The following is a 19304-nucleotide window of genomic DNA, read 5'->3' as shown; positions in this document are numbered from 1 at the left end:
CATGGGAGACGCCTCCGGCCGTCCAGTCCGGCCCGAAAACCTCTCACCTGCGATTACCTACGCGCCGAAGTCGCTTCCCGCGGTGGCGCCGTTGAGGCGCGTACCACCAGTTCCGTGGCGAGTTCGATGTGGTGGGACTCGACCTTTTCGCCGTTGGCCAGTCGGAGGGCGGTGCGCAGAGCGGCACCCCCCATCTCCCGTAGTGGTTGGCGCACGGTGGTCAGTGGCGGTGACGCCATCTGGGCGAGGCTTGTGTCGTCGAAGCCGACCACGCTCAGGTCCTCGGGGATACGCAGGCCTCGGGCGCGGGCGGCCTCGATGACACCGACGGCGATCTCGTCGTTGCCTGCGAAGATCGCCGTCGGTGGCTCTTGCAGGGCCAGTAGCGCTGTGGCGCCGAGCAACCCGGTCTCGTACGTGAACTCCCCTGGCCGGACGTAGGTTTCGGGTACCTGCGCTCCTTCCGCCTCCATGGCGGCGCGGTAGCCGTGCATGCGAGCCTGGTTGCATACGGCCATGGCCGGTCCGCCGATATAGGCGACGCGGCGGTGACCCAGGGAGAGCAGGTGCCGGGTCGCGGCCAGGCCGCCGGCGAAGTTGGTCGCCCCGACGCTGTTGACGCGGCTGTCCGGCAGGTGCAGTGGGTCCAGCACGACCAGCGGCAGCCCGGACCGGGCCAGTTCGTTCAGGTGTGCTGTGGTGTACACGCTGGTGACCGCGATGACGGCGCGGCGCCCGGCTGAGACCAGGTCCCGGGCCCAGTGCGGGGCACTGGACGCCTTGCTGATCACCACCGAGGCCCCCGATTCGGCGGCGGAGTCGATGATGCCTTCCAGGGTCTCGGCCACGTACGACTTGAGGCCGCCCTTGAACTGCACCTCGATGGTCGGGCTTTCGACGACCTCGGTGTGGCGGAACACGGGCGCGAGGTAGTCGTGCTGATGCAGCAGTTCCTGCACCCGGCTGCGGGTGTGCGGCGCCACGTCACCGCGACCGTTGACCACTTTGGACACGGTTGCGACGGAGACTCCCGCCGCTTGGGCGATGTCCGCCAAAGTGGTGCGCCTGTCGTTCGGTCGCATCGGTTCCTCCCAGCTGTACGTCCACCGGTGTGGTGAGCCGACGGTCGGGCCGGCAACGCGGGTGGAACCGGTCAACCGTACGGTAACCCGGCACCGAGCTCGTCCGGAGAGGTGCCGACGAGCCCCTGAGCCTCGACACGTCTGACAATCTGCGTGAGATCGCGTCCGGTGAACACGGTCCGGGGCATGCACGCCCATGGGACACCGGTCCGGGACTCCTCCGGGACCGCGTGCTGCGACTCGACAAGCACTGCGGCTCTCTCCACCGCGGTCACCGGCGGCTGCCGTACACCCGGGTGAGGTGACCTGGACCATGTCGGGCGGCCTCTGCCGGCGGAACGCTCCCGGGTTCCCGCGAACACATCGTCCGGAGGCGCCACTTGTGGACTCTCCGCCTGTCCGTCGCCGCCTTCGGCCACACGCCCGGGCAGTTGCCAACCCAACGGTTGCCAAGCTGCGCGATCTTGTCCACCCCGGTCGTCTCAGCCAGGAGGGCATCGACCCGGTCCGGCATGGGTGGCACCGGGCTCTGTCGGCGCGGCATGACCTGCACCGACAGCGTGTCAGCCGCGGCCATCGCATCGCCTCTCCGTCCCCAACCAGCCGATTTCGAAACAGTTTCGGTCCCTGCCAAGGTCTCTCGAGGGCCGTTCCTGCCTGATATTACGCAGCTGGTTGCAGTCCGACAACGCGCCTGCACGCACCTTGACAGGGCGTCAGCCCGAAACCTAATTTGCACGAACAGAGCTAGGAGAAGGCACTTTCGAAAACCTTTCACCATGACTCACGAGAAGCCGATGGCTCTCGAGTGCGGAGAAAACATGGCGCTCTCCCGACGTACCCTCCTCGGCCTGGCCGCCGGCGTGCCGGCCTCCGCGGCACTGGCGGCCTGCGGCTCGTCCGGCCCCGGCAAGAACGACGGTGGGGCCACGTACTGGTATCTGAACGGCCAGCCGCAGGAAGGCGTCAGAGCCGGTGCGGTGGACGCGTTCAACAAGGCCCACCCCAAAGAGCAGATCAAGGACACCACCTTCGAGAACGACGCGTACAAGACGAAGATCAAGACCGCCATCGGTGCCGGGCAGGCGCCCACCATCATCTGGGGCTGGGGCGGCGGAACGCTGCGCACCTACGCGGAAGCGGGCCAGGTCGAGGACCTCACCTCGTGGTTCGACGAGCACTCCGAGGTCAAGAAGGGGCTGTTCCCGTCCTCGTTCGCCGCGGCAACCGTCGACGGCAAGATATACGCGATGCCGTGCGAGGTCGTGCAGCCGATCATCCTCTACTACAACAAGAAGGTCTTCGACCAGGTCGGCGTGGAACCGCCGGAGTCCTGGGACGACATCATGGCGCTGGTGCCCAAGTTCAAGGCGAAGGACATAGCACCGTTCGCCCTCGGTGGCCAGTCCCGGTGGACGAACATGATGTGGCTGGAGTTCCTGTTCGACCGCATCGGCGGTCCCGAGGTGTTCCAGGCCATCATGGAAGGCGAGAAGAACGCCTGGTCCAACCCGGCCGCCATCACCGCGCTGACCAAGGTGCAGGAGCTGGTCGAAGCCGACGGGTTCGTCAAGGGCTTCTCCTCGATCACCGCGGACTCCAACGCCGACCAGGCGCTGCTGTACACCGGCAAGGCCGCGATGATGCTGCACGGCGCCTGGTCGTACGGCATCCAGCAGACCGAGGGCGGGGACTTCGTCTCCAGCGGTTCGCTGGGCTTCATGACCTTCCCACCCGTGGAAGGCGGCAAGGGCGATCCGAGTGACACCGTCGGCAACCCCGCCCAATACCTGTCCATCTCCTCGAAGGCCAGCGCCGAGCAGAAGAAGATCGCCAAGGACTTCTTCGCCACAGGCGCCCTCCAGGACGATGAGGTGAAGAAGTGGATCGGCAACGGGGCGGTTCCGATCCGGCTGGGCACGGAGAAGCTGCTGGCCGCCGCCAAGGGCGCCGATTTCCTGCAGTTCACCTACGACATCGCCAGCAAGGCCAAGGTGTTCGGCCAGTCCTGGGACCAAGCGCTCAGTCCCACGGCCGCCGAGACCCTGCTGGACAACATCGTCAAGCTGTTCCAGCTGTCCCTCTCACCGAAGCAGTTCGCCGGCAACCTCAATGCGGTCATCGGCAAATGAGCTCACTCACCGGCCGTCCGCCGCGTCGCGAACCGCGCAGCATCCTGCCGTGGCTCGCGGCGCCGGCGCTGGTGCTCTTCGTCGGCTTCGCCGTGCTTCCGCTCGTCGGTGCCTTCGCGCTGAGCTTCACCACGTGGGACGGGATCGGCGCCATCCACCCGTCGGGGCTGACCAGTTGGCGTGCGGTGCTCACCGACCCCGGGCTGCCGCACGCCCTCTGGGTGACGTTTCTGGTGATGGCCGTGTCCTGGGCCGTTCAGACGCCGCTGAGTATCCTGCTCGGCACATTCATGGCAGGCCGCCAGCGCTACCGTGCGGTGCTGGGCGTGGTGTATTTCGTCCCGCTGATGCTCAGTTCCGCGGCGATCGCGATCGCCTACAAGGCGCTGCTGGACCCCAACTTCGGGCTCGGTGCCGGGCTGAAGATCGAGGCGCTCAGCCAGGACTGGCTGGGGCGGCCCGGGCTCGCGTTCGGGGTCGTCGTCTTCGTCGTCTCCTGGCAGTTCATCCCGTTCCACTCCCTGATCTACCAGGGTGGTGTCCAGCAGATCCCGAAGTCCCTGTACGAGGCTGCGCAGTTGGACGGAGCCGGACGGATCCGGCAGTTCTTCAGCATCACGCTGCCGCAGCTGAAATACACCATCATCACCTCGTCCACGCTGATGGTGGTCGGGTCGCTGACCTTCTTCGACCTCATCTTCGTGCTGACCGAGGGCGGCCCCGGCGACGCCACCCGGGTCCTCGCGCTGGACATGTACAAGCGGGGATTCCAGGCCAGCCTGATGGGACCGGCCAGCGCCATCGCGGTCATCCTGGTCCTGGTGGGGCTGGCCCTCGCCCTGCTGCTGCGCCGGCTCGGTGGCCGGGACGCCGGCGCGAGCCAACTCGAGGGGGCCTGACGTGACCACCACGCTGACCGAGCCGCAAAGACCACAGAAGACCACCCACCGCGAGCGGCGACGCCGTTCCCGTCCGGCGGCCCGCCGCCGCAACTGGGCCGGCGGCCTGGCCGGCTGGATCTGGCTCGTCATCGTCGCCGTACCCCTGTACTGGACCCTCATCACCAGCCTCAAGGCCCAGAGCCGCTACTACGCGAGTAACCCGCTGGTCCCTTCGAGCGACCCGACTCTGGACAACTACCGACTGGTCATCGAGTCCGACTTCCTCCGCTACCTCCTGAACAGCGTCGTGGTCACCGCCGGCGCCGTGGTGCCGGCGGTCCTGTTCTCCTTCATGGCCGCTTACGCGATCGTTCGCGGCTGGCGCATGCGGGTCCTTCGCGCGACGAACGGGCTGTTCCTCATGGGCCTGGCCATCCCGCTGCAGGCGACGGTGATCCCGGTCTACCTGATCATCATAAAACTGCATCTGTACGACAATCTGCTGGCGCTGATCCTTCCGTCGATCGCCTTCGCCATCCCGCTGTCCGTGCTGGTACTCGCCAACTTCGTCCGTGACGTACCCAAAGAACTGTTCGACTCGATGCGGGTCGACGGCGCCACCGAATGGACGACGCTGTGGCGGCTGGCGGCACCGCTCACCCGACCGGCCATCCTCACCGTGACCATCTTCAACGCACTGACCATCTGGAACGGATTCCTGCTGCCGCTGGTCCTCACCCAGAGCCCCGACCGCCGGACCCTGCCGCTCGCACTGTGGACCTTCCAGAGCCAGTACGGGGTCAACATTCCTGCCGTTCTCGCCGCCGTCGTCCTCACCACACTGCCCCTCCTGGTGCTGTACGCGTTCGGCCGCCGCCAACTGCTGAGTGGTCTGACCGCCGGATTCAGCCGTTGACCGACGCCGACGCCATGGCCGGTGGGCGGGTGAGGCGGATCCGGGCCGGGCCCGAGCCCGGACGCGATCTGCCCCGCCTTGAGTCCTGCTCGTCTACCTGTTCGCCCATCGCGCCCTGGCCAAGGGGCTGACGGGCGTGGGAGGAAAGTGAACGCCAACGTGGCTGTAGACAACACCCCCGCGATCTCCCTCTGGAACGACCCCACCCTCTCCGTCACCGCAAGAGTCGACGCCCTGATCGACGCGATGACCCTTCAGGAGAAGACCGCCCAGCTGTACGGAGTGTGGGTGGGCGCCTCCGATCAGGGCGGTGAAGTGGCCCCCCACCAGCACGACATGGAGGAGGCCATCGATCTCGACGCACTCCTGCCCACCGGACTGGGCCAGCTGACCCGGCCCTTCGGCACGGTCCCGGTCGACCCCGCCCTGGGTGCACTCTCCCTGGCCCGCACCCAGACCCGTATCGCCGCCACGAACCGGTTCGGCATCCCCGCTCTCGCGCATGACGAGTGTCTGGCCGGCTTCGCCGCCTGGGGGGCGACGGCCTACCCCGTTCCGCTGTCCTGGGGCGCCACCTTCGATCCGGACACGGTGCGGCGCATGGCCGCCGCCATCGGCCGCGACATGCGTGCCGTCGGCGTCCACCAGGGACTCGCGCCCGTCCTGGATGTGGTGCGCGACGCCCGCTGGGGCCGGGTCGAGGAAACCATCGGCGAGGACCCGTACCTCGTCGGCACCATCGGGACGGCATACGTGCAGGGCCTGGAGTCCGCCGGGATCGTCGCCACCCTCAAGCACTTCGCCGGCTACTCGGCCTCTCGCGCCGGCCGTAACCTCGCTCCCTCCTCCATGGGCCCGCGTGAACGCGCCGACATCCTGCTGCCTCCTTTCGAGATGGCGATCCGTGAAGGCGGCGCCCGGTCGGTGATGAACGCCTACACCGACACCGACGGCATGCCCTCCGCGGCCGACGAGGATCTGCTCACCGGGCTGCTGCGCGACACGTGGGGCTTCGACGGCACCGTCGTCGCCGACTACTTCGCCATCGCCTTCCTCAAGACGCTGCACGGCATCGCAGCCGACTGGGCCGACGCCGCCGGCACGGCGCTGCGCGCGGGCATCGACGTCGAACTGCCCAACGTCAAGACATACGGCGCGCCCTTGGCCGAGGCCGTCGCCGACGGCCGCGTACCGGAGGCGCTGGTCGATCGCGCCCTGCGCCGGACACTCACCCAGAAGGCGATACTCGGCCTGCTCGACCCGGACTGGAACCCCGTGCCTGCCGCGCTCGACGGGGCGGACCTGGACAACCCGGCCGCCCTGCGCGGCCGAGTCGACCTGGACGGTCCGGAGAATCGCGCGCTGGCCCGCACGATCGCCGAGGAAGCGGTCGTGCTGCTGAGCAACGACGGCACCCTGCCGCTCAAGCGGCCGCGCCGCATCGCCCTGCTCGGTCCCAACGCCGACGAGCCCATCGCCGTACTGGGCTGCTACTCCTTCCCCCAGCACATCGGCGTCCGCCACCCCGGTACCCCACTCGGCATCGAGCTGCCCACGCTGCGCGACACTCTCGCCGCCGAGTTCCCCGACGCCGAGATCACGGTCGCCCGCGGCACCGGAATCGACGACGGAGATCTCTCCGGCATCCGAGAGGCCGCCCGGGTGGCACGCGAGGCCGACATCGCCCTGGTCGTGCTCGGCGACCGCGCCGGGCTCTTCGGGCGGGGCACCAGCGGCGAGGGATGTGACGTCGACTCGCTGCTGCTGCCCGGCGCGCAGCAGCAACTGCTCGACACCCTGCTCGACCTGGAGACACCCCTGGTCACCGTCCTGCTCGCGGGACGACCGTACGCTCTCGGCCGCGCCGTGGAGGAGTCCGCTGCGATCGTGCAGTCCTTCTTCCCGGGTGAGGAGGGCACTCACGCGATCGCCGGGGTGCTCAGTGGCCGTACCAATCCCTCCGGACGTCTCCCGGTCAGCGTGCCGCGCGGGCCGGGCTCCCAGCCGACCACGTACCTCGGGGCGCGGCTCGCTCACGTCAGCGAGGTGTCCACCATCGACCCGACCCCCGCGTTCGCCTTCGGCCACGGTCTGTCCTACACGCGGTTCGACTGGACAGACCTGACCGTGGACGTCCAGGACGCTCCGACCGACGGCGAGTTCGCCCTGACCTTCACCGTCCGCAACACAGGCGAGCGGTCCGGAACCGAGGTCGTCCAGCTCTATCTGCACGACCCGGTCGCCTCGGTCGTCCAGCCGGTGCAGCGCCTCGTCGGCTACACCCGGGTCGAACTGAAGCCGGGCGAGGCCCGGCGCCTCCGTGCCACGGTCCCGGCCGACGTCGCCTCCTTCACCGGACGCGACGGTCGGCGCGTCGTCGAACCGGGCGAGCTGGAAGTGCGGTTGGCCGCCTCCAGCGCGGATCCGCGCCTGACGGCCAGGGTCACGTTGACCGGAGCGGAGCGCCATGTGGATCACACGCGGCGCTTGCACGCCACGATCGGGCAGGAGCCGGTTGCCCGCGCCTGAAGGGGAAAGCTCCCTCCGCCGTCGCCGTGCTCAGCACCGGCGTGACGACTGCGGCGCCGGTCCGGTGCGAAGGCCGTCCCGGCGATCGGCTGTGGCTGTGCGACGCCGGGGGGCCTCGGGGCGTGCGGGTGAACTACCAGGTAATCGGCCCCTGCACGCCGCCCCCCATGGAGCACAGGCAGGTGCTCTTCGCACCCAACCACATCGGTATCGCCCGAGCGCACGACCAACACCACGCTCTGCCACCGCTCGGGCCCACTGACCAGGTCAGCACTCCATGACAACGTGCCGCCCCCTACGCCAAGCACCCCACCCCGAACCGGTGGTGGCCGTAGGAGTCTTCGTCGTCTCACAGCACGCCGCGCCGGGCGAGGTTGCGCATCAGCGCTCCTGCGCCGAACGTCCACGGCGCGGCCTGCTCGCTGGGGACGACGGTGTTGACCAGAGCGCCGAGTCGCGGGCTGGAGATCCGCACGATGTCGCCGTACTCGTGGGTGAAGCCGGCGCCGGGTGCCTGTCGGTCCTCGGTGGGGGCGAACAGCGTTCCTGTGAACAACACGAAGCCGTCCGGGTATTGATGGTGCGGACCGTGCGTGGCGGCCACCAGGTCCAGTACGTCGCGGCTGATCTCGCGCATGGAACTGCTGCCACGCAGTACGTAGCCGTCCGTGCCGTCGATCCGGAGGTCGATGTCGATCCCGCGTACGGTGTCGAGGTCGAAGTCCTCGTCGAGCAGGCGGACGAACGGGCCGATCGCGCATGAGGCGTTGTTGTCCTTCGCACGGGACAGCAGCAGAGCGCTGCGTCCCTCGATGTCGCGGAGGTTGACGTCGTTACCGAGCGTCGCGCCGCGTACCCGGCCGCGCGAGTCCACGACGAGGACGGCCTCGGGCTCGGGGTTGTTCCACACCGAGGCGCCGAGCACGCCGATGTCGGCGCCGGTGCCGACCGCGGACAGTACGGGGGCCTTGGTGAACACTTCCGGGTCCGGCCCGATCCCGACCTCCAGGTACTGCGACCACAGTCCTTCGGAGACGAGCAGTTCCTTGGCCTTGTCGGCTTCCGGTGATCCGGGACGGATGCCGTCGAGCGTGCCACCCACCATCTGCCCGACGCGGGCCCGTATCCGCGCGGCCTGCGCCGGATCGCCGCCCGTGCGCTCTTCGATGACGCGTTCCAGCAGACTCCGGGCGAAGGTGACGCCCGCGGCCTTGATCACTTGCAGGTCGATGGGGGCGAGCAGATGCGGAACGTCACGGCGGTCGGCCGGTGCGTCGAGCAGTTCGTCCAGGCGCCAGACGTGTCCGCCGTCGGCCTCGCGGACGACTGTTGCCGCGTCGTCGCGTTCCATGAGGTCGGAGACGGTGGGTGCGATGGCCGTCAGGTCGACGACCTGCTCGCCGCGGACCGCCGCCACACACGGTCCGTCCCATTCCGGGTTGTGGACGCGCGCGACGAGGGCGGCTCGGTCGGCGTCCGCCGGCAGGACGGAGCCGGCTGTAAGGACCGGGCGAGGGCGCGCTGCTGCCGATTCCACGATCGATGCTCTCCTGGGTTCGAGGGGGTGCGGTCACCTGGGACTCAGTGGGAGTCGCGGGGGACCTCGTGTCCACGGCTTCCGCGCAGGAAACCGAAGTCGGCGCCCTGATCGGCCTGTTCCACGTTCTGGGTGTAAAGCCAGGCGTAGCCGCTGGTGTGCCGCTCAGCGGGTGCCTTCCATGTCTGCCGGCGTCGTGTGAGCTCGGCGTCGTCCACGTCCAGGTGCAGGGAGCGGTTCGGGACGTCGAGGACGACCGGGTCCCCGTCGTGCACCAGGGCGAGAGGTCCGCCGACCGCGGCCTCGGGCGCTATGTGCAGGACCACTGTCCCGTACCCGGTGCCACTCATCCGGCCGTCGCAGACGCGCACCATGTCCTTGACGCCGGCCTTCAGCAGCTTGGCGGGCAGCGGGACGTTGGCGACCTCGGGCATGCCGGGGTAGCCCTTGGGGCCGGCGTTGCGGATGACGATGACGGTGTTCTCGTCGATGTCGAGTTCCGGGTCGTCGACCACCTCGTGATAGGCCTCGGGGGAATCGAAGACACGCGCGGGGCCGCGGTGGGTGAGCAGGTGCGGTGACGCGGCGGACTGCTTGATCACAGCGCCGTCCGGGCACAGGTTGCCGCGGAGGACGGCGATACCGGTGCCGGCCGGCTGGAAGGGGGCGTCGAGGCCGGTGATGACGTCGGAGTCGACGCGTTCGGCATTCTCGGTGTTCTCGGCGATGGTGCGTCCGGTGACCGTGATCTGTTCGCCGTGCAGCATCTCGCCGCCGAGCAGCTCGGCCAGGACGGCGGGCAGACCGCCCGCGTAGCAGAAGTCCTCCATGAGGTACGTGCCGCTGGGCATCAGGTTGACCAGGGTCGGCACCGTGCGGACCAGGTCGTCGAAGTCCTTCAGGCTCAGCTCGACGCCGACGCGTCCGGCGATGGCGGTGAGATGGATGATGGCGTTCGTGGAGCCGCCGATGGCCGCGTTGACCCGGATGGCGTTCTCGAACGCCTCCCGGGTCAGGATCTGCGAGGGGCGCAGCTCCTCCCCCACCATCGCTACGATGCGCTGCCCCGCCGCCTGCGCGACTTCCATCCGCCGGGAGTCGACCGCGGGCCAGGCCGCCGAGCCCGGCAGTTGCATGCCGAGCGCCTCGGCCACGCAGGCCATCGTCGAGGCGGTTCCCATCGTCATGCAGTGCCCGTTGGAACGGGCCATGCACCCTTCCGCGAAGAAGCACTCCTCCTCGGTCATCCGGCCGGTCTTCAGGTCCTCCTCGAACTTCCACACGTGGGTGCCGGATCCCACGTCCTGGCCCCGGTACTTGCCGTTGAGCATCGGCCCGCCGGTGACCATGACGGCGGGCAGGTCGACGCTGGCAGCGCCCATGAGCATGGCGGGGGTCGTCTTGTCGCAGCCGGACAGCAGCACGACACCGTCGAGCGGATTGGCCCGGATCAGCTCCTCGACCTCCATGGCCATGAGGTTGCGGTACAGCATGGCGGTGGGGCGCATCAGGGTCTCGCCGGTGGCCATGGTGGGGAACTGGAGCGGTAGGCCGCCCGCCTGCCACACGCCGCGCTTGACGGCCTCGGCGACGCGTGTCAGATGGGCGTTGCACGGGGCGAGTTCGGAGGCACTGGTCGCGATACCGATGACGGGACGCCCGTCGAACACCTCGTGCCCGAATCCCTGGTTGCGCATCCAGGAGCGGTACACCATCCCGCTGCGGCCCCGTGCGCCGAACCATGCCTGGCTGCGGCGGCTCGTCTTCTGACCGTCGGTCATGCAGTCACTCCCGTGGCTCTGGCGTCGTCCGCTTCGCGATGGGGCGTTGTCGGGTGAGGACCCGCAGGCCGTACCCTGTACCACAATCATTAAATGATTCGATGAATGACGTCCAGGGGGTGAGCAGAGATCGTGGTGCACTTCCTGACCACACATCAGCGCGTGGTCGACGGGCTCGGGCGACGCATCGTGGGTGGTGCGTGGGAGCCCGGGGATGCGTTGCCGGTCGAGGACGCGCTCGCGGCCGAGATCGGCGTCAGCCGAGGGGTGGTGCGGGAAGCGGTCAAGGCACTGGTGGCCAAGGGGATGCTGCACGTACGCCCGCGCACCGGCACGCGCGTGCTGCCCCCGGAGCACTGGAACCACCTGGACCGTGACGTGCTGCGCTGGAAACAGGCCGGGGACGCCGCGACTCTGCTCCGCGACACCGGTGAACTGCGCCGGATCGTCGAGCCCGAGGCGGCCCGGCTCGCTGCCGGCCGGGCCGGCCCCGACGATGTACGAGTCCTGTACGACTGCCTGGCGGCCATGGAGGCCGCGGCGGCGGAACCCGGCCGCAGCGGCTACGTCGAGGCCGACATCGCCTTCCACCGGGCCCTGCTCGACGCCAGCGGCAACCGTCTCCTCGGCTCACTGGGCCGCGCTGTCGACATCGCGCTGGAACACAGCTTCCTCGTCAGCACCCAGACCCCCGGCGCGGTGGAAGCCTCGCTGCCGGGTCACCGCGCCATCGTGCAAGCCGTCGAGGCCCGCGATCCCGCGGCCGCGGCGGCCGCCGTACTGGCCATCATCGAAGCCGCCGAACATGAGATCGCCCAGTCACCTGGCATGCCCAGCGATGCCGTTTAACCTGTCGCGGCTGCGACAGGGCAGTGCCACGGGCAAGGACACGGAAGCGGTCGACGCCGACGAGATCCTCGTCCCGCCCACCGGGCAAGCCGACCGCAGTCCGCGCTGCGGGGCTGCCGGACGACCGGTGTCGCGAGCGGAGTCATGCCGTCGCGACCACCGGTCGTGCTCAGGGTGTTCCTCGAGTCTCAGGCGCGCCAGTGCACTTTGAAGACCCACGCGTGCTGCCCTGCCTTGCGCGCGGCTTCGGGGACGTCGATCACCAGCGCCCCGTTGCTGAGGGTCCAGGTCAGGGGTCGGCCGTGGCCGAGCATCGTCACCTTGTCACCGCTGCGGATCGGGATCGGTGCTTCGACGGTGAGTTTGGCGCCCGGCTTGGCCAGGGAGTGGATGTAGAAGGCCTCGTCCGGGCGGACGGTGAACCGCAGGTCCTCGCCCAGTTCGGCCATCCGGGACCAGTACGTGGTGTCGTAGATCGCCTCTCCGTTGGTGCGCAGCCAGCGGCCTGTCTCGCGCAGACGGGTCTGCATGATCTCGGGGATGGTGCCGTCGGCACGCGGGCCGATGTCGAGGAGGAAGTTTCCGTTCTTGGAGACGATGTCGACGAGGCTGTGTACCACTTCCTCGGTCGTCATGTAGGCGTCGTCCGGAGTCGCCTGGTTGTAGCCGTAACTGAACGGGTCCAGGCCTCGGCTGGACTCCCACTTGGCGACGACCGTGTTGTCGTACGTCGTGTATTCGGGCGTCGTGAAGTCGTGGAAGGCAATGCCGGCCCGGTCGTTGACGGTGACCTCGATGGGCCGGGCCCGGTTCTTCGCCTGGTTGAAGTACTCGGCCAGTACATGGAGGCTGTCGTTGGCACCGCCGATGTCGCACCAGATGAGCTCCGGGTCGTAGCCCTGGATCAGCTCCAGCATCTGCGGGGCCTGGTAGTCCTTCACGAAGTCCTTGTTCCCGGTGTAACCCGTGTAGGGCAACGGCTCCTGGGTGTACGGATTGCGCGGGGCGTGACCCATCCAGGGGTTGTCCGGGTTGAACCATTCGGGCATGGAGAAGTAGAGCCCGCGGTGGAGTTCGGGTGTGTAGCGGCGGGACGCATCGAAGAGTTCCTTGATGAGGTCCCGTTTCGGGCCCATCTTCACGGAGTTGCGGCCGGAGACCTTCGTGTCCCACAGGGCGAAGCCTTCGTGGTGCTTCGAGGTCAGCACGTGGTACTCCGCGCCCGCGTCCCGGAACAGTTCGACCCAGGCACGCGGATCGAACTTCTCCGCCGTGAACATCGGGATGAAGTCGTCGTAGGCGAAGTCCTCGCCGTACTTTTCGCGGTGGTACGCGAAGACTGCGTTCCCGGGGTCCTGCATGTGGTTCCAGTACCACTCGGCGTACTGCTTTCCGACGGGCGACCAGGCGGGCACCGAGTAGACGCCCCAGTGGATGAAGATGCCGAACTTGGCGCCCTGGAACCAGTACGGCGCCTGGTGGCCGGAGAGAGAAGACACAGTGGGCTGGTAGTCGGCGACGCCGAGGGTCAACCGGCCTTTCTGCGCGGCGACTTGGGTTCCTCGTCCGGTGACGGTCACCGAGCCGTCGCGGACCGTGCCGGCGGCTGTGCCCGCACGGTTGCGGATGCCCACGCGTACGCGTGCCTGCTCACCGGGGTCCAGGCGGCGGACACGTGCGGCCTCGACGGTGCGGGCTCCCGGAACCTCGACGCCCACCGACACGCCGTCCGCGGCCAGGACGGAGACTGTCCCCGCGTTGACGACGGTGGCTTCGATGCTCTGGGCGCCGGACGACTCCAGCAGCGAGTTCGTGGACCGGGCCCCGCGCAGGGCCAGCGCGCGTCCCTGAGCGGCAGGTTGGAGGGACAGCGCGAACAGGTGGAGCGACGCCTTGTTCGCCTGCGCCGGGTTGGTTACCGGGAGCGTGATGGCTACGGCGTCGCGCTGCGGGTCGAGCCACAGCTCGGACGTGCCGATCCCTACGCGGTGTTCGTCCTTGGTGCCGTCCGGTCCGTAGCGGTACGGCACCGACAGGGATCCGCCCGCGGAGTACCAGTCGGATCCGCCGAGGGTGGCGGTCGTGGTCGAACCGTCCGCGTAGTGGACCGTGGCTTTGCCGGAGGCGTTGCCATAGCTGCCCGCGGCGAGGAAGACGGCCGAGAGGTAGCGGCCTTCGGGCAGTTCTACGCGCTGTCCGAGTGCGACGACATTGTTCTTCGCGTCGGCATCCGAGGCCGGGAAGACGAAGGGCACGCCATCGACTTCGACACGGCCCGTGGGAAGTTCCTCGCCCGGGAACGTGTAGCCCGAGCCGTCGAAGTCGCCGCCCCGTGCGGAGGCGGTGTCGATGCCGTCGTTGTCGTAGAGGGAGTCGAGCGGGACTGGGACGGGGTCGGGGACGGGAGCCCACGGCCCGGCGCGCTCGGCGAGTGGGGCGAGTGGTTCGGCGGCGTGTGCGGCGGTGGCTGAGGTGAGGGGAACGGCTGCGGTGGCGGCGACTCCCGCCGCGGCGCCCAGGACCTGACGTCTTGGATACGTACCCATGAGCGGCTCCAAATCATCGGATGTCTGATGATCGAGGGGAGTCGCCGCACTGTCAACGGGACGAGCAATGAGGGTCATTGGGGAGATAGGTAGGACGACCAGAGGGCAACCCGGGCGTCTATACCGTTTGACCAGTTTCTGGTGGATCCCAGTCGCACCACCGCCGGGACTATCAGGACCGGCAGGACAGCGGACCGGCTTCAACTCACCCGGACGCGGAACCTTTCCGCCATGGCACAGGTTCTTGCCGCGCACGCACTTCCGCAACCGCCACCAGTACGCACGCCGGGGCCCGCGGCCCGCACCCGACTGGCGCCGTCCCTCTGGGCGGGGGCCGCAGGCGCATCGGGCGTGATGGCCAGCGAGTACGTCGCGGCCCCCTCCCTCCCTCTCCCCCTGTGCCCGCCTCTGCGCCTACGCGACGTACCGCCGCCGGATCCGTCCGTTGCGCGGTTCGGATTCCCGGGAACCTCTGGCGCCGTACAGACGTCGCATGAATCATCGGCGCGCGGGGCGTACAGGCAGGGGGGCCGATGGGCCGGTTCGAGTTCGGGGAGTACCGGACGCTCGCGCTGCTCGGGGCGGGTGGCATGGGCCGTGCGTATCTGGCCCGTTCGGGGTCGGGGCGGCTCGTCGTGGTCAAGGTGATGCACGCGCACCTCGCCGCCGAGCCGCTGTTCCGGGAGCGGTTGCGGCGTGAGGTGCAGGCGGCGCGTGCCGTGACCGGCCCGTTCACCGCGGCCGTGCTCGACGCGGCGCCGCAGGCCCCGCTGCCATGGCTGGCCGTCGAGTACTGCGCGGGCCCCACCCTGTCGGAGGCCGTGGCCGGGTGCGGGCCACTGGCATCCGACGACCTCGCCTCGCTCGGTGCCGCCCTCGCCGAGGCGCTCACCGCGATCCACGCGGCGGGCCTGGCGCACCGCGACCTGAAGCCGGCGAACGTCCTGGTCACCGGCCAGGGCCCGCGCGTCATCGACTTCGGCATCGCGAAGGCACTCGGTGACGGACCCGCCTCGGCACCGTCGGACGAGGCTCTGACGGGGAGCGGCGAGATGCTGGGCTCCACCGGCTTCATGGCACCCGAGCAGATGACGTACGCCACCGAACCCGCGGCCGCCTGCGACGTGTTCGCGCTCGGGGCGCTGCTCGCACTGGCGGCGACGGGCCGCAGACCGCACGGCGGGGGTACGACCCCGCAGATCGTGTACCGGACGTTGCACGAGGAGCCGGACCTCGCCGGTGTGCCGGATGGGGAGTGGGGCGCCTTCCTGACCCGCTGTCTGTCGAAGCGGCCGGACGGGCGCCCCACCGCGGCGGAGGCCCTGGACTGGTGCGCCGCCCGCGCGGGCGAACGGCCGTGGTGGGAACGGCCGGAGGTGACCGCCCTGATCGACGGTCACGAGGAGGCGGTCGCGCGCCGGATCGCCGTGTCGGCCGACGCCGACGGGGAAGGCGCCACCCGCGTCGGCCCGCCGCCGGCCCCCGCGGGTCCGTCGCGCAGACGCGTGTTCGCGTGGGCGGGGGCCGCCGTCACGGCTGCGGCAGGGGTGACGGCGGCGGTCGCCCTCCTGGGGGACGAGCCGGGCACGCGGCGGCAGCCGGTCACCTCCTCCTGGCGCACCGGCACCCCGCTGTGGACCCGCGAGGTGGGCGACCTCGAATACGGCGGCGCGCTGACCCGTACGGCCGACGCCCTCTACGTACGCCTCGACGGCACGGCCCGCCGACTCGACCCGAACACCGGTGCCGTGGCCTGGGAGTTCGAGGGCGCGGCCGATGTCCTGCCTTCCGGCAAGACGGTGTACGTCACCTACAGCCGGTCGGGCAGTTCCTCCCCCGAGGTCGTGGCGCTCGACGCGGCCAACGGCACGGAGCGGTGGCGTACGGGCGCCCTGGAGTCGAACCCGTACCGGCCCTACGGTTTCTATTCGCCCGACGGCCCCTCGACGCTGCTAGCCGTCACGCGGCGCACGGCATGTCTGGTCACGTTCGCCGAGTACGACACGTCGTGGGCCCGGCGCACGAACCAGGGACAGCGCTGGCGGGCGTACGGCTTCGACCTGCCGACGGGCGCCCCGCTGTGGTTCAGGAGCGGTACAGCGGCACAGGTGACAGCACTGAACGCGGCGGGCGGCCGGTTCGCCCTGGCCTCGGCCGCCGCGACATTCGGTCCCCTGTACGTACTCCATGAGCGCACAGGTGAGGAGGAGTCCAGCATCCCCGACGGCTCGGCCACGCCCGAGGTGCATCCGGGAGCCCGAGGAACCCGCTACTACACGACGCGGACATCGGTACGCCGGGTGAACCTGGCCACCGGGAAGGCGAGTTGGACCCGGCCCCTGGAAGAAGCGAGGGTGGTATCTCCGGCCGGCGACGAACTCGTCGTGGCCTCCACGGCCGACGGCCTGAGCGCACTGGACGCGGCCGACGGCGACCGGCGTTGGTGGCGCGACGACGTCCGCGCGCTCACCACCCCCGACGGCCACCCACTGGCGGACGCCACAGCGATCTACGCGACCGGCCCCCGACCGGGCGTCTCCGCTACGTCCGCGGGCGTGTCCACGTGGGGCATCCACGTCCTGGCGGCCGCCACCGGCAGGCTGCGCTGGGCCGTCCCGGTGGACGGCCTGACCACGATGTCGTACGCGGCGGCGGGCGACGGCCTGATCCATGTGTGCACCAGCACGACGCTGCAGACGTTCCGCGGCCCGTGAGCCAGCCGACCGGCACGAGCAGGCACAACGGGAGGAGAACCCGCCCACCGACGATCACCCCCGACGGCGAAGGAAAGGCTCACAGGAGGCCCCGCGCATGACCACCGCCCTTCACCCCGAGGACCCCAGGCAGCTGGGCCGGCACCACCTGATCGCCCGGCTCGGCGCCGGCGGCATGGGCCAGGTCTACCTCGCCCGCTCGCCGGGTGGCCGTCTCACCGCCGTCAAGACCATCCACGAGCACCTGGCCGCGGACCCGCATTACAGGGAGCGGTTCCGCCGCGAGGCGACCGCCGCCCGCAGGGTCACCGGCGCATACACGGCCCCCGTCCTGGACGCCGACCCCGACGCCCTGCTCCCCTGGCTGGCCACCACATTTCTGCCCGGAGTGACTCTGAGCCGCGCCGTCGCGAAGACCGGCCCCCTGTCCGCACCGGCCGTGTGCGCCCTCGCCGCCGCCCTCGCCGAGGCGTTGCGCGACATCCACGCGGCCGGCCTCGTCCACCGTGATCTGAAGCCGTCGAACATCCTGGTCACCCGGGACGGCCCCCGTGTCATCGACTTCGGCATCGCCCGCGCCCAGGACGACCGGGCCCTGACGGAGACCGGCGGGATGATCGGCACCCCCGGGTACATGTCCCCGGAGCAGATTCTCGACGGCCCGACGGTCACCGCGGCGACGGACATCTTCGCGCTGGGCGCGGTGCTCACGTTCGCGGCGACGGGCCGGAACGCGTTCGGCGCGGCCTCCGTGCCCGCGCTGCTCTACCAGATCGTCCACGAAGAGCCCGAACTCGACGACGTACCCGTGGAACTGGGCCTGAAGGACCTGATCGACGCCTGCCTCGACAAGTCGCCCGACAACCGCCCCGATGCCTCCGCGATAATCCACCGCCTTGTCACGCCCGCCCCATCGGCCTGGTGGCGTGAGGAACCGCTGCGTTCCCTGGTGGCCGACGCGGAGGTGACGCCGCACCCCAGACCGGAGCCGATGCCCGCCCCCACCGTCCTGCTGCCGGGCCCGGCCCCCTCCCGGCGGGGCGAGTTGTCCCGCCGCGCCGCTCTCGCGGCCGGCAGCGCCGCCCTCGTCGGCCTGTTCGGCTATGCGGTGGCGCAGGGCGGCGGCGCCGACGACCAGGACGACGATCCGGACGCCTGGAAGGTGACCGGGGGAACAGCCGCCCGCGGCGCGATCCGCTGGCGGCTGAGCGCCGGAGCAGGCCGCGTGGACGCCCTGCTCTCCACCCCGGCCGGGCTCGTCCTGCACGGGCTCGAAGGCACAATCACCAGCGCCGGATCGACCCAGTTGCGTACCGCCTCGACGGGCGGCCTGCGCTGGACGGCCGAGACTCATGGCGACGTCCCGGACGACTGGGGCGTCACCGACGACGGGCTGCTCCTCGCGGGCGGCATCGGCCTCGCCCCCACCGCCACCAGCACCGGCAAGACCCTTTCCAAGGCGGCGATGCCGGAGTCCACCCAGCAGTGGTACGCACTCGCCGGCACCGTCATGGTCATCCGCGAGATGGACGTGCTGCGAGCCGTCTCGCTCACCTCCGGCACCGAACTGTGGCGCCGCGAACAGCTCACCGAGTGGCGCCGACCCGCCGTCGTCGGCGACGCACTCCTGCTCACCGACGAGGTCGCCCATCCGACCTGCGTGGACGCCAGGGAAGGCCAAGAGCTGTGGACCTACCGGGAGTTGAGCAAGGGCGACACAGTGACGGCTGTGGGCGCACTCCCCCCGGACCGGTTCGCTCTGCTCACCGAGAAGGGCACGCTGCATGTCATCGACGCCCGCAGCGGAGACCGGACGGCCGCCCGCGCTCTCAAAACCGAGATCGCCCGCGGTGCCACGGCTCTCGCCCGCACCGGCACCGCCGGCCTCCTCCTGACCGGCTCCACCCTGCACGGCTTCGGCCTCGACGACGCACGCCTGACCTGGAGCACGCCCGCGGTCGGCCTCGACGCCTGCTGGACCCGGCTCCCCGGCGGCGTCCACGTCCCCGTCGTCGCCGACGGACTGCTGCTGCACTGGAAAGACGGCCATACGCTCACCGCTCTCGATCCGCGCACCGGCCAATCCCACGGCCGGGCAAAACAGTTCGAGGACACCGGCCCCGCCCAGTGCCCGCCCGCCGTCGCACCGGACGGCACCACGGTGTACGCGGCAGCGGGCCGCGCCTGCGCGGCACTGCGGACGACCGCGAAGGACCTGACCGAAACACACACCCGCACAGCCCCCGCTCCCGTCACCTCCCTCACGGCCGACACCCGCGGCTGGTACGCCTGCGCGGGCCGCAAGACCGTGATAGCGGTCAACGGATAACCCTCAGC

11 protein-coding genes are annotated in these 19304 nt (G+C 69.9%); 7 read left to right on the top strand and 4 right to left on the bottom strand.

Annotated features, from left to right (window positions below):
* Positions 1 to 53: 53 nt before the first annotated feature.
* Entirely contained in the window at positions 54 to 1082 is a 1029-nt protein-coding gene (locus tag OG718_RS51515; protein WP_143643299.1) for a LacI family DNA-binding transcriptional regulator, read from the bottom strand.
* A gap of 821 nt (positions 1083 to 1903) precedes the next feature.
* On the opposite strand from OG718_RS51515, the gene OG718_RS51510 reads away from it, so the two are divergent.
* The 4 genes from OG718_RS51510 (at position 1904) to OG718_RS51495 (ending at position 7540) form a co-directional block, all read left to right on the top strand.
* Positions 1904 to 3214, top strand: a complete 1311-nt coding sequence (locus OG718_RS51510; RefSeq protein WP_306942870.1) for an extracellular solute-binding protein — start codon at positions 1904 to 1906, stop codon at positions 3212 to 3214.
* Positions 3211 to 4113: a carbohydrate ABC transporter permease gene (locus OG718_RS51505; RefSeq protein ID WP_143643301.1), complete on the top strand. Its 903-nt coding sequence runs from the start codon at positions 3211 to 3213 to the stop codon at positions 4111 to 4113. Before OG718_RS51510 ends, OG718_RS51505 begins: the two co-directional genes overlap by 4 nt.
* 1 nt (position 4114) lies before the next feature.
* Complete coding sequence (locus OG718_RS51500) at positions 4115 to 5011, top strand: carbohydrate ABC transporter permease (RefSeq protein WP_328847547.1); 897 nt, start codon at positions 4115 to 4117, stop codon at positions 5009 to 5011.
* A gap of 147 nt (positions 5012 to 5158) precedes the next feature.
* Positions 5159 to 7540 (top strand): glycoside hydrolase family 3 N-terminal domain-containing protein, encoded by a 2382-nt coding sequence (locus OG718_RS51495; RefSeq protein WP_328847546.1) that lies wholly within the window; start codon positions 5159 to 5161, stop codon positions 7538 to 7540.
* 349 nt (positions 7541 to 7889) lie between these two features.
* Here the strand turns inward: OG718_RS51495 and OG718_RS51490 are convergent, their stop codons facing one another.
* On the bottom strand, positions 7890 to 9077 hold the full coding sequence (locus tag OG718_RS51490) for a fumarylacetoacetate hydrolase family protein (protein WP_328847545.1): 1188 nt from the start codon (positions 9075 to 9077) through the stop codon (positions 7890 to 7892).
* A gap of 44 nt (positions 9078 to 9121) precedes the next feature.
* A complete protein-coding gene (locus OG718_RS51485) occupies positions 9122 to 10858 on the bottom strand; it encodes an IlvD/Edd family dehydratase (protein WP_328847544.1) in 1737 nt (578 codons plus the stop codon).
* Positions 10859 to 10987: 129 nt separating this feature from the next.
* Between OG718_RS51485 and OG718_RS51480 the strand changes: the two genes are divergently transcribed.
* On the top strand, positions 10988 to 11707 hold the full coding sequence (locus OG718_RS51480) for a FadR/GntR family transcriptional regulator (RefSeq protein ID WP_328847989.1): 720 nt from the start codon (positions 10988 to 10990) through the stop codon (positions 11705 to 11707).
* 188 nt (positions 11708 to 11895) lie between these two features.
* On the opposite strand, the gene OG718_RS51475 is transcribed toward OG718_RS51480, so the two are convergent.
* Positions 11896 to 14253 (bottom strand): alpha-L-fucosidase, encoded by a 2358-nt coding sequence (locus tag OG718_RS51475; protein ID WP_328847543.1) that lies wholly within the window; start codon positions 14251 to 14253, stop codon positions 11896 to 11898.
* Between the two features lie 533 nt (positions 14254 to 14786).
* Between OG718_RS51475 and OG718_RS51470 the strand changes: the two genes are divergently transcribed.
* Together OG718_RS51470 and OG718_RS51465 are read left to right on the top strand one after the other, a co-directional pair.
* The gene (locus OG718_RS51470; protein WP_328847542.1) at positions 14787 to 16967 is read left to right on the top strand and encodes a protein kinase domain-containing protein; all 2181 of its coding nucleotides are present in this window, start codon (positions 14787 to 14789) and stop codon (positions 16965 to 16967) included.
* Positions 16968 to 17064: 97 nt separating this feature from the next.
* On the top strand, positions 17065 to 19296 hold the full coding sequence (locus OG718_RS51465) for a protein kinase domain-containing protein (RefSeq protein ID WP_328847541.1): 2232 nt from the start codon (positions 17065 to 17067) through the stop codon (positions 19294 to 19296).
* Positions 19297 to 19304: the final 8 nt, after the last annotated feature.

The sequence above is a fragment of the Streptomyces sp. NBC_00258 genome, from assembly GCF_036182465.1.
Lineage (GTDB): Bacteria > Actinomycetota > Actinomycetes > Streptomycetales > Streptomycetaceae > Streptomyces.
Note: the sequence above shows the minus strand (reverse complement) of the source record. Positions and strands in the feature narration are given on the sequence as shown.

Coding starts and splice junctions, on each gene's coding strand:
- OG718_RS51470 (WP_328847542.1), top strand. CDS start 14,787: ATGGGCCGGTTCGAGTTCGGGGAGTACCGGACGCTCGCGCTGCTCGGG.
- OG718_RS51485 (WP_328847544.1), bottom strand. CDS start 10,858: ATGACCGACGGTCAGAAGACGAGCCGCCGCAGCCAGGCATGGTTCGGC.
- OG718_RS51475 (WP_328847543.1), bottom strand. CDS start 14,253: ATGGGTACGTATCCAAGACGTCAGGTCCTGGGCGCCGCGGCGGGAGTC.
- OG718_RS51465 (WP_328847541.1), top strand. CDS start 17,065: ATGACCACCGCCCTTCACCCCGAGGACCCCAGGCAGCTGGGCCGGCAC.
- OG718_RS51515 (WP_143643299.1), bottom strand. CDS start 1,082: ATGCGACCGAACGACAGGCGCACCACTTTGGCGGACATCGCCCAAGCG.
- OG718_RS51510 (WP_306942870.1), top strand. CDS start 1,904: ATGGCGCTCTCCCGACGTACCCTCCTCGGCCTGGCCGCCGGCGTGCCG.
- OG718_RS51505 (WP_143643301.1), top strand. CDS start 3,211: ATGAGCTCACTCACCGGCCGTCCGCCGCGTCGCGAACCGCGCAGCATC.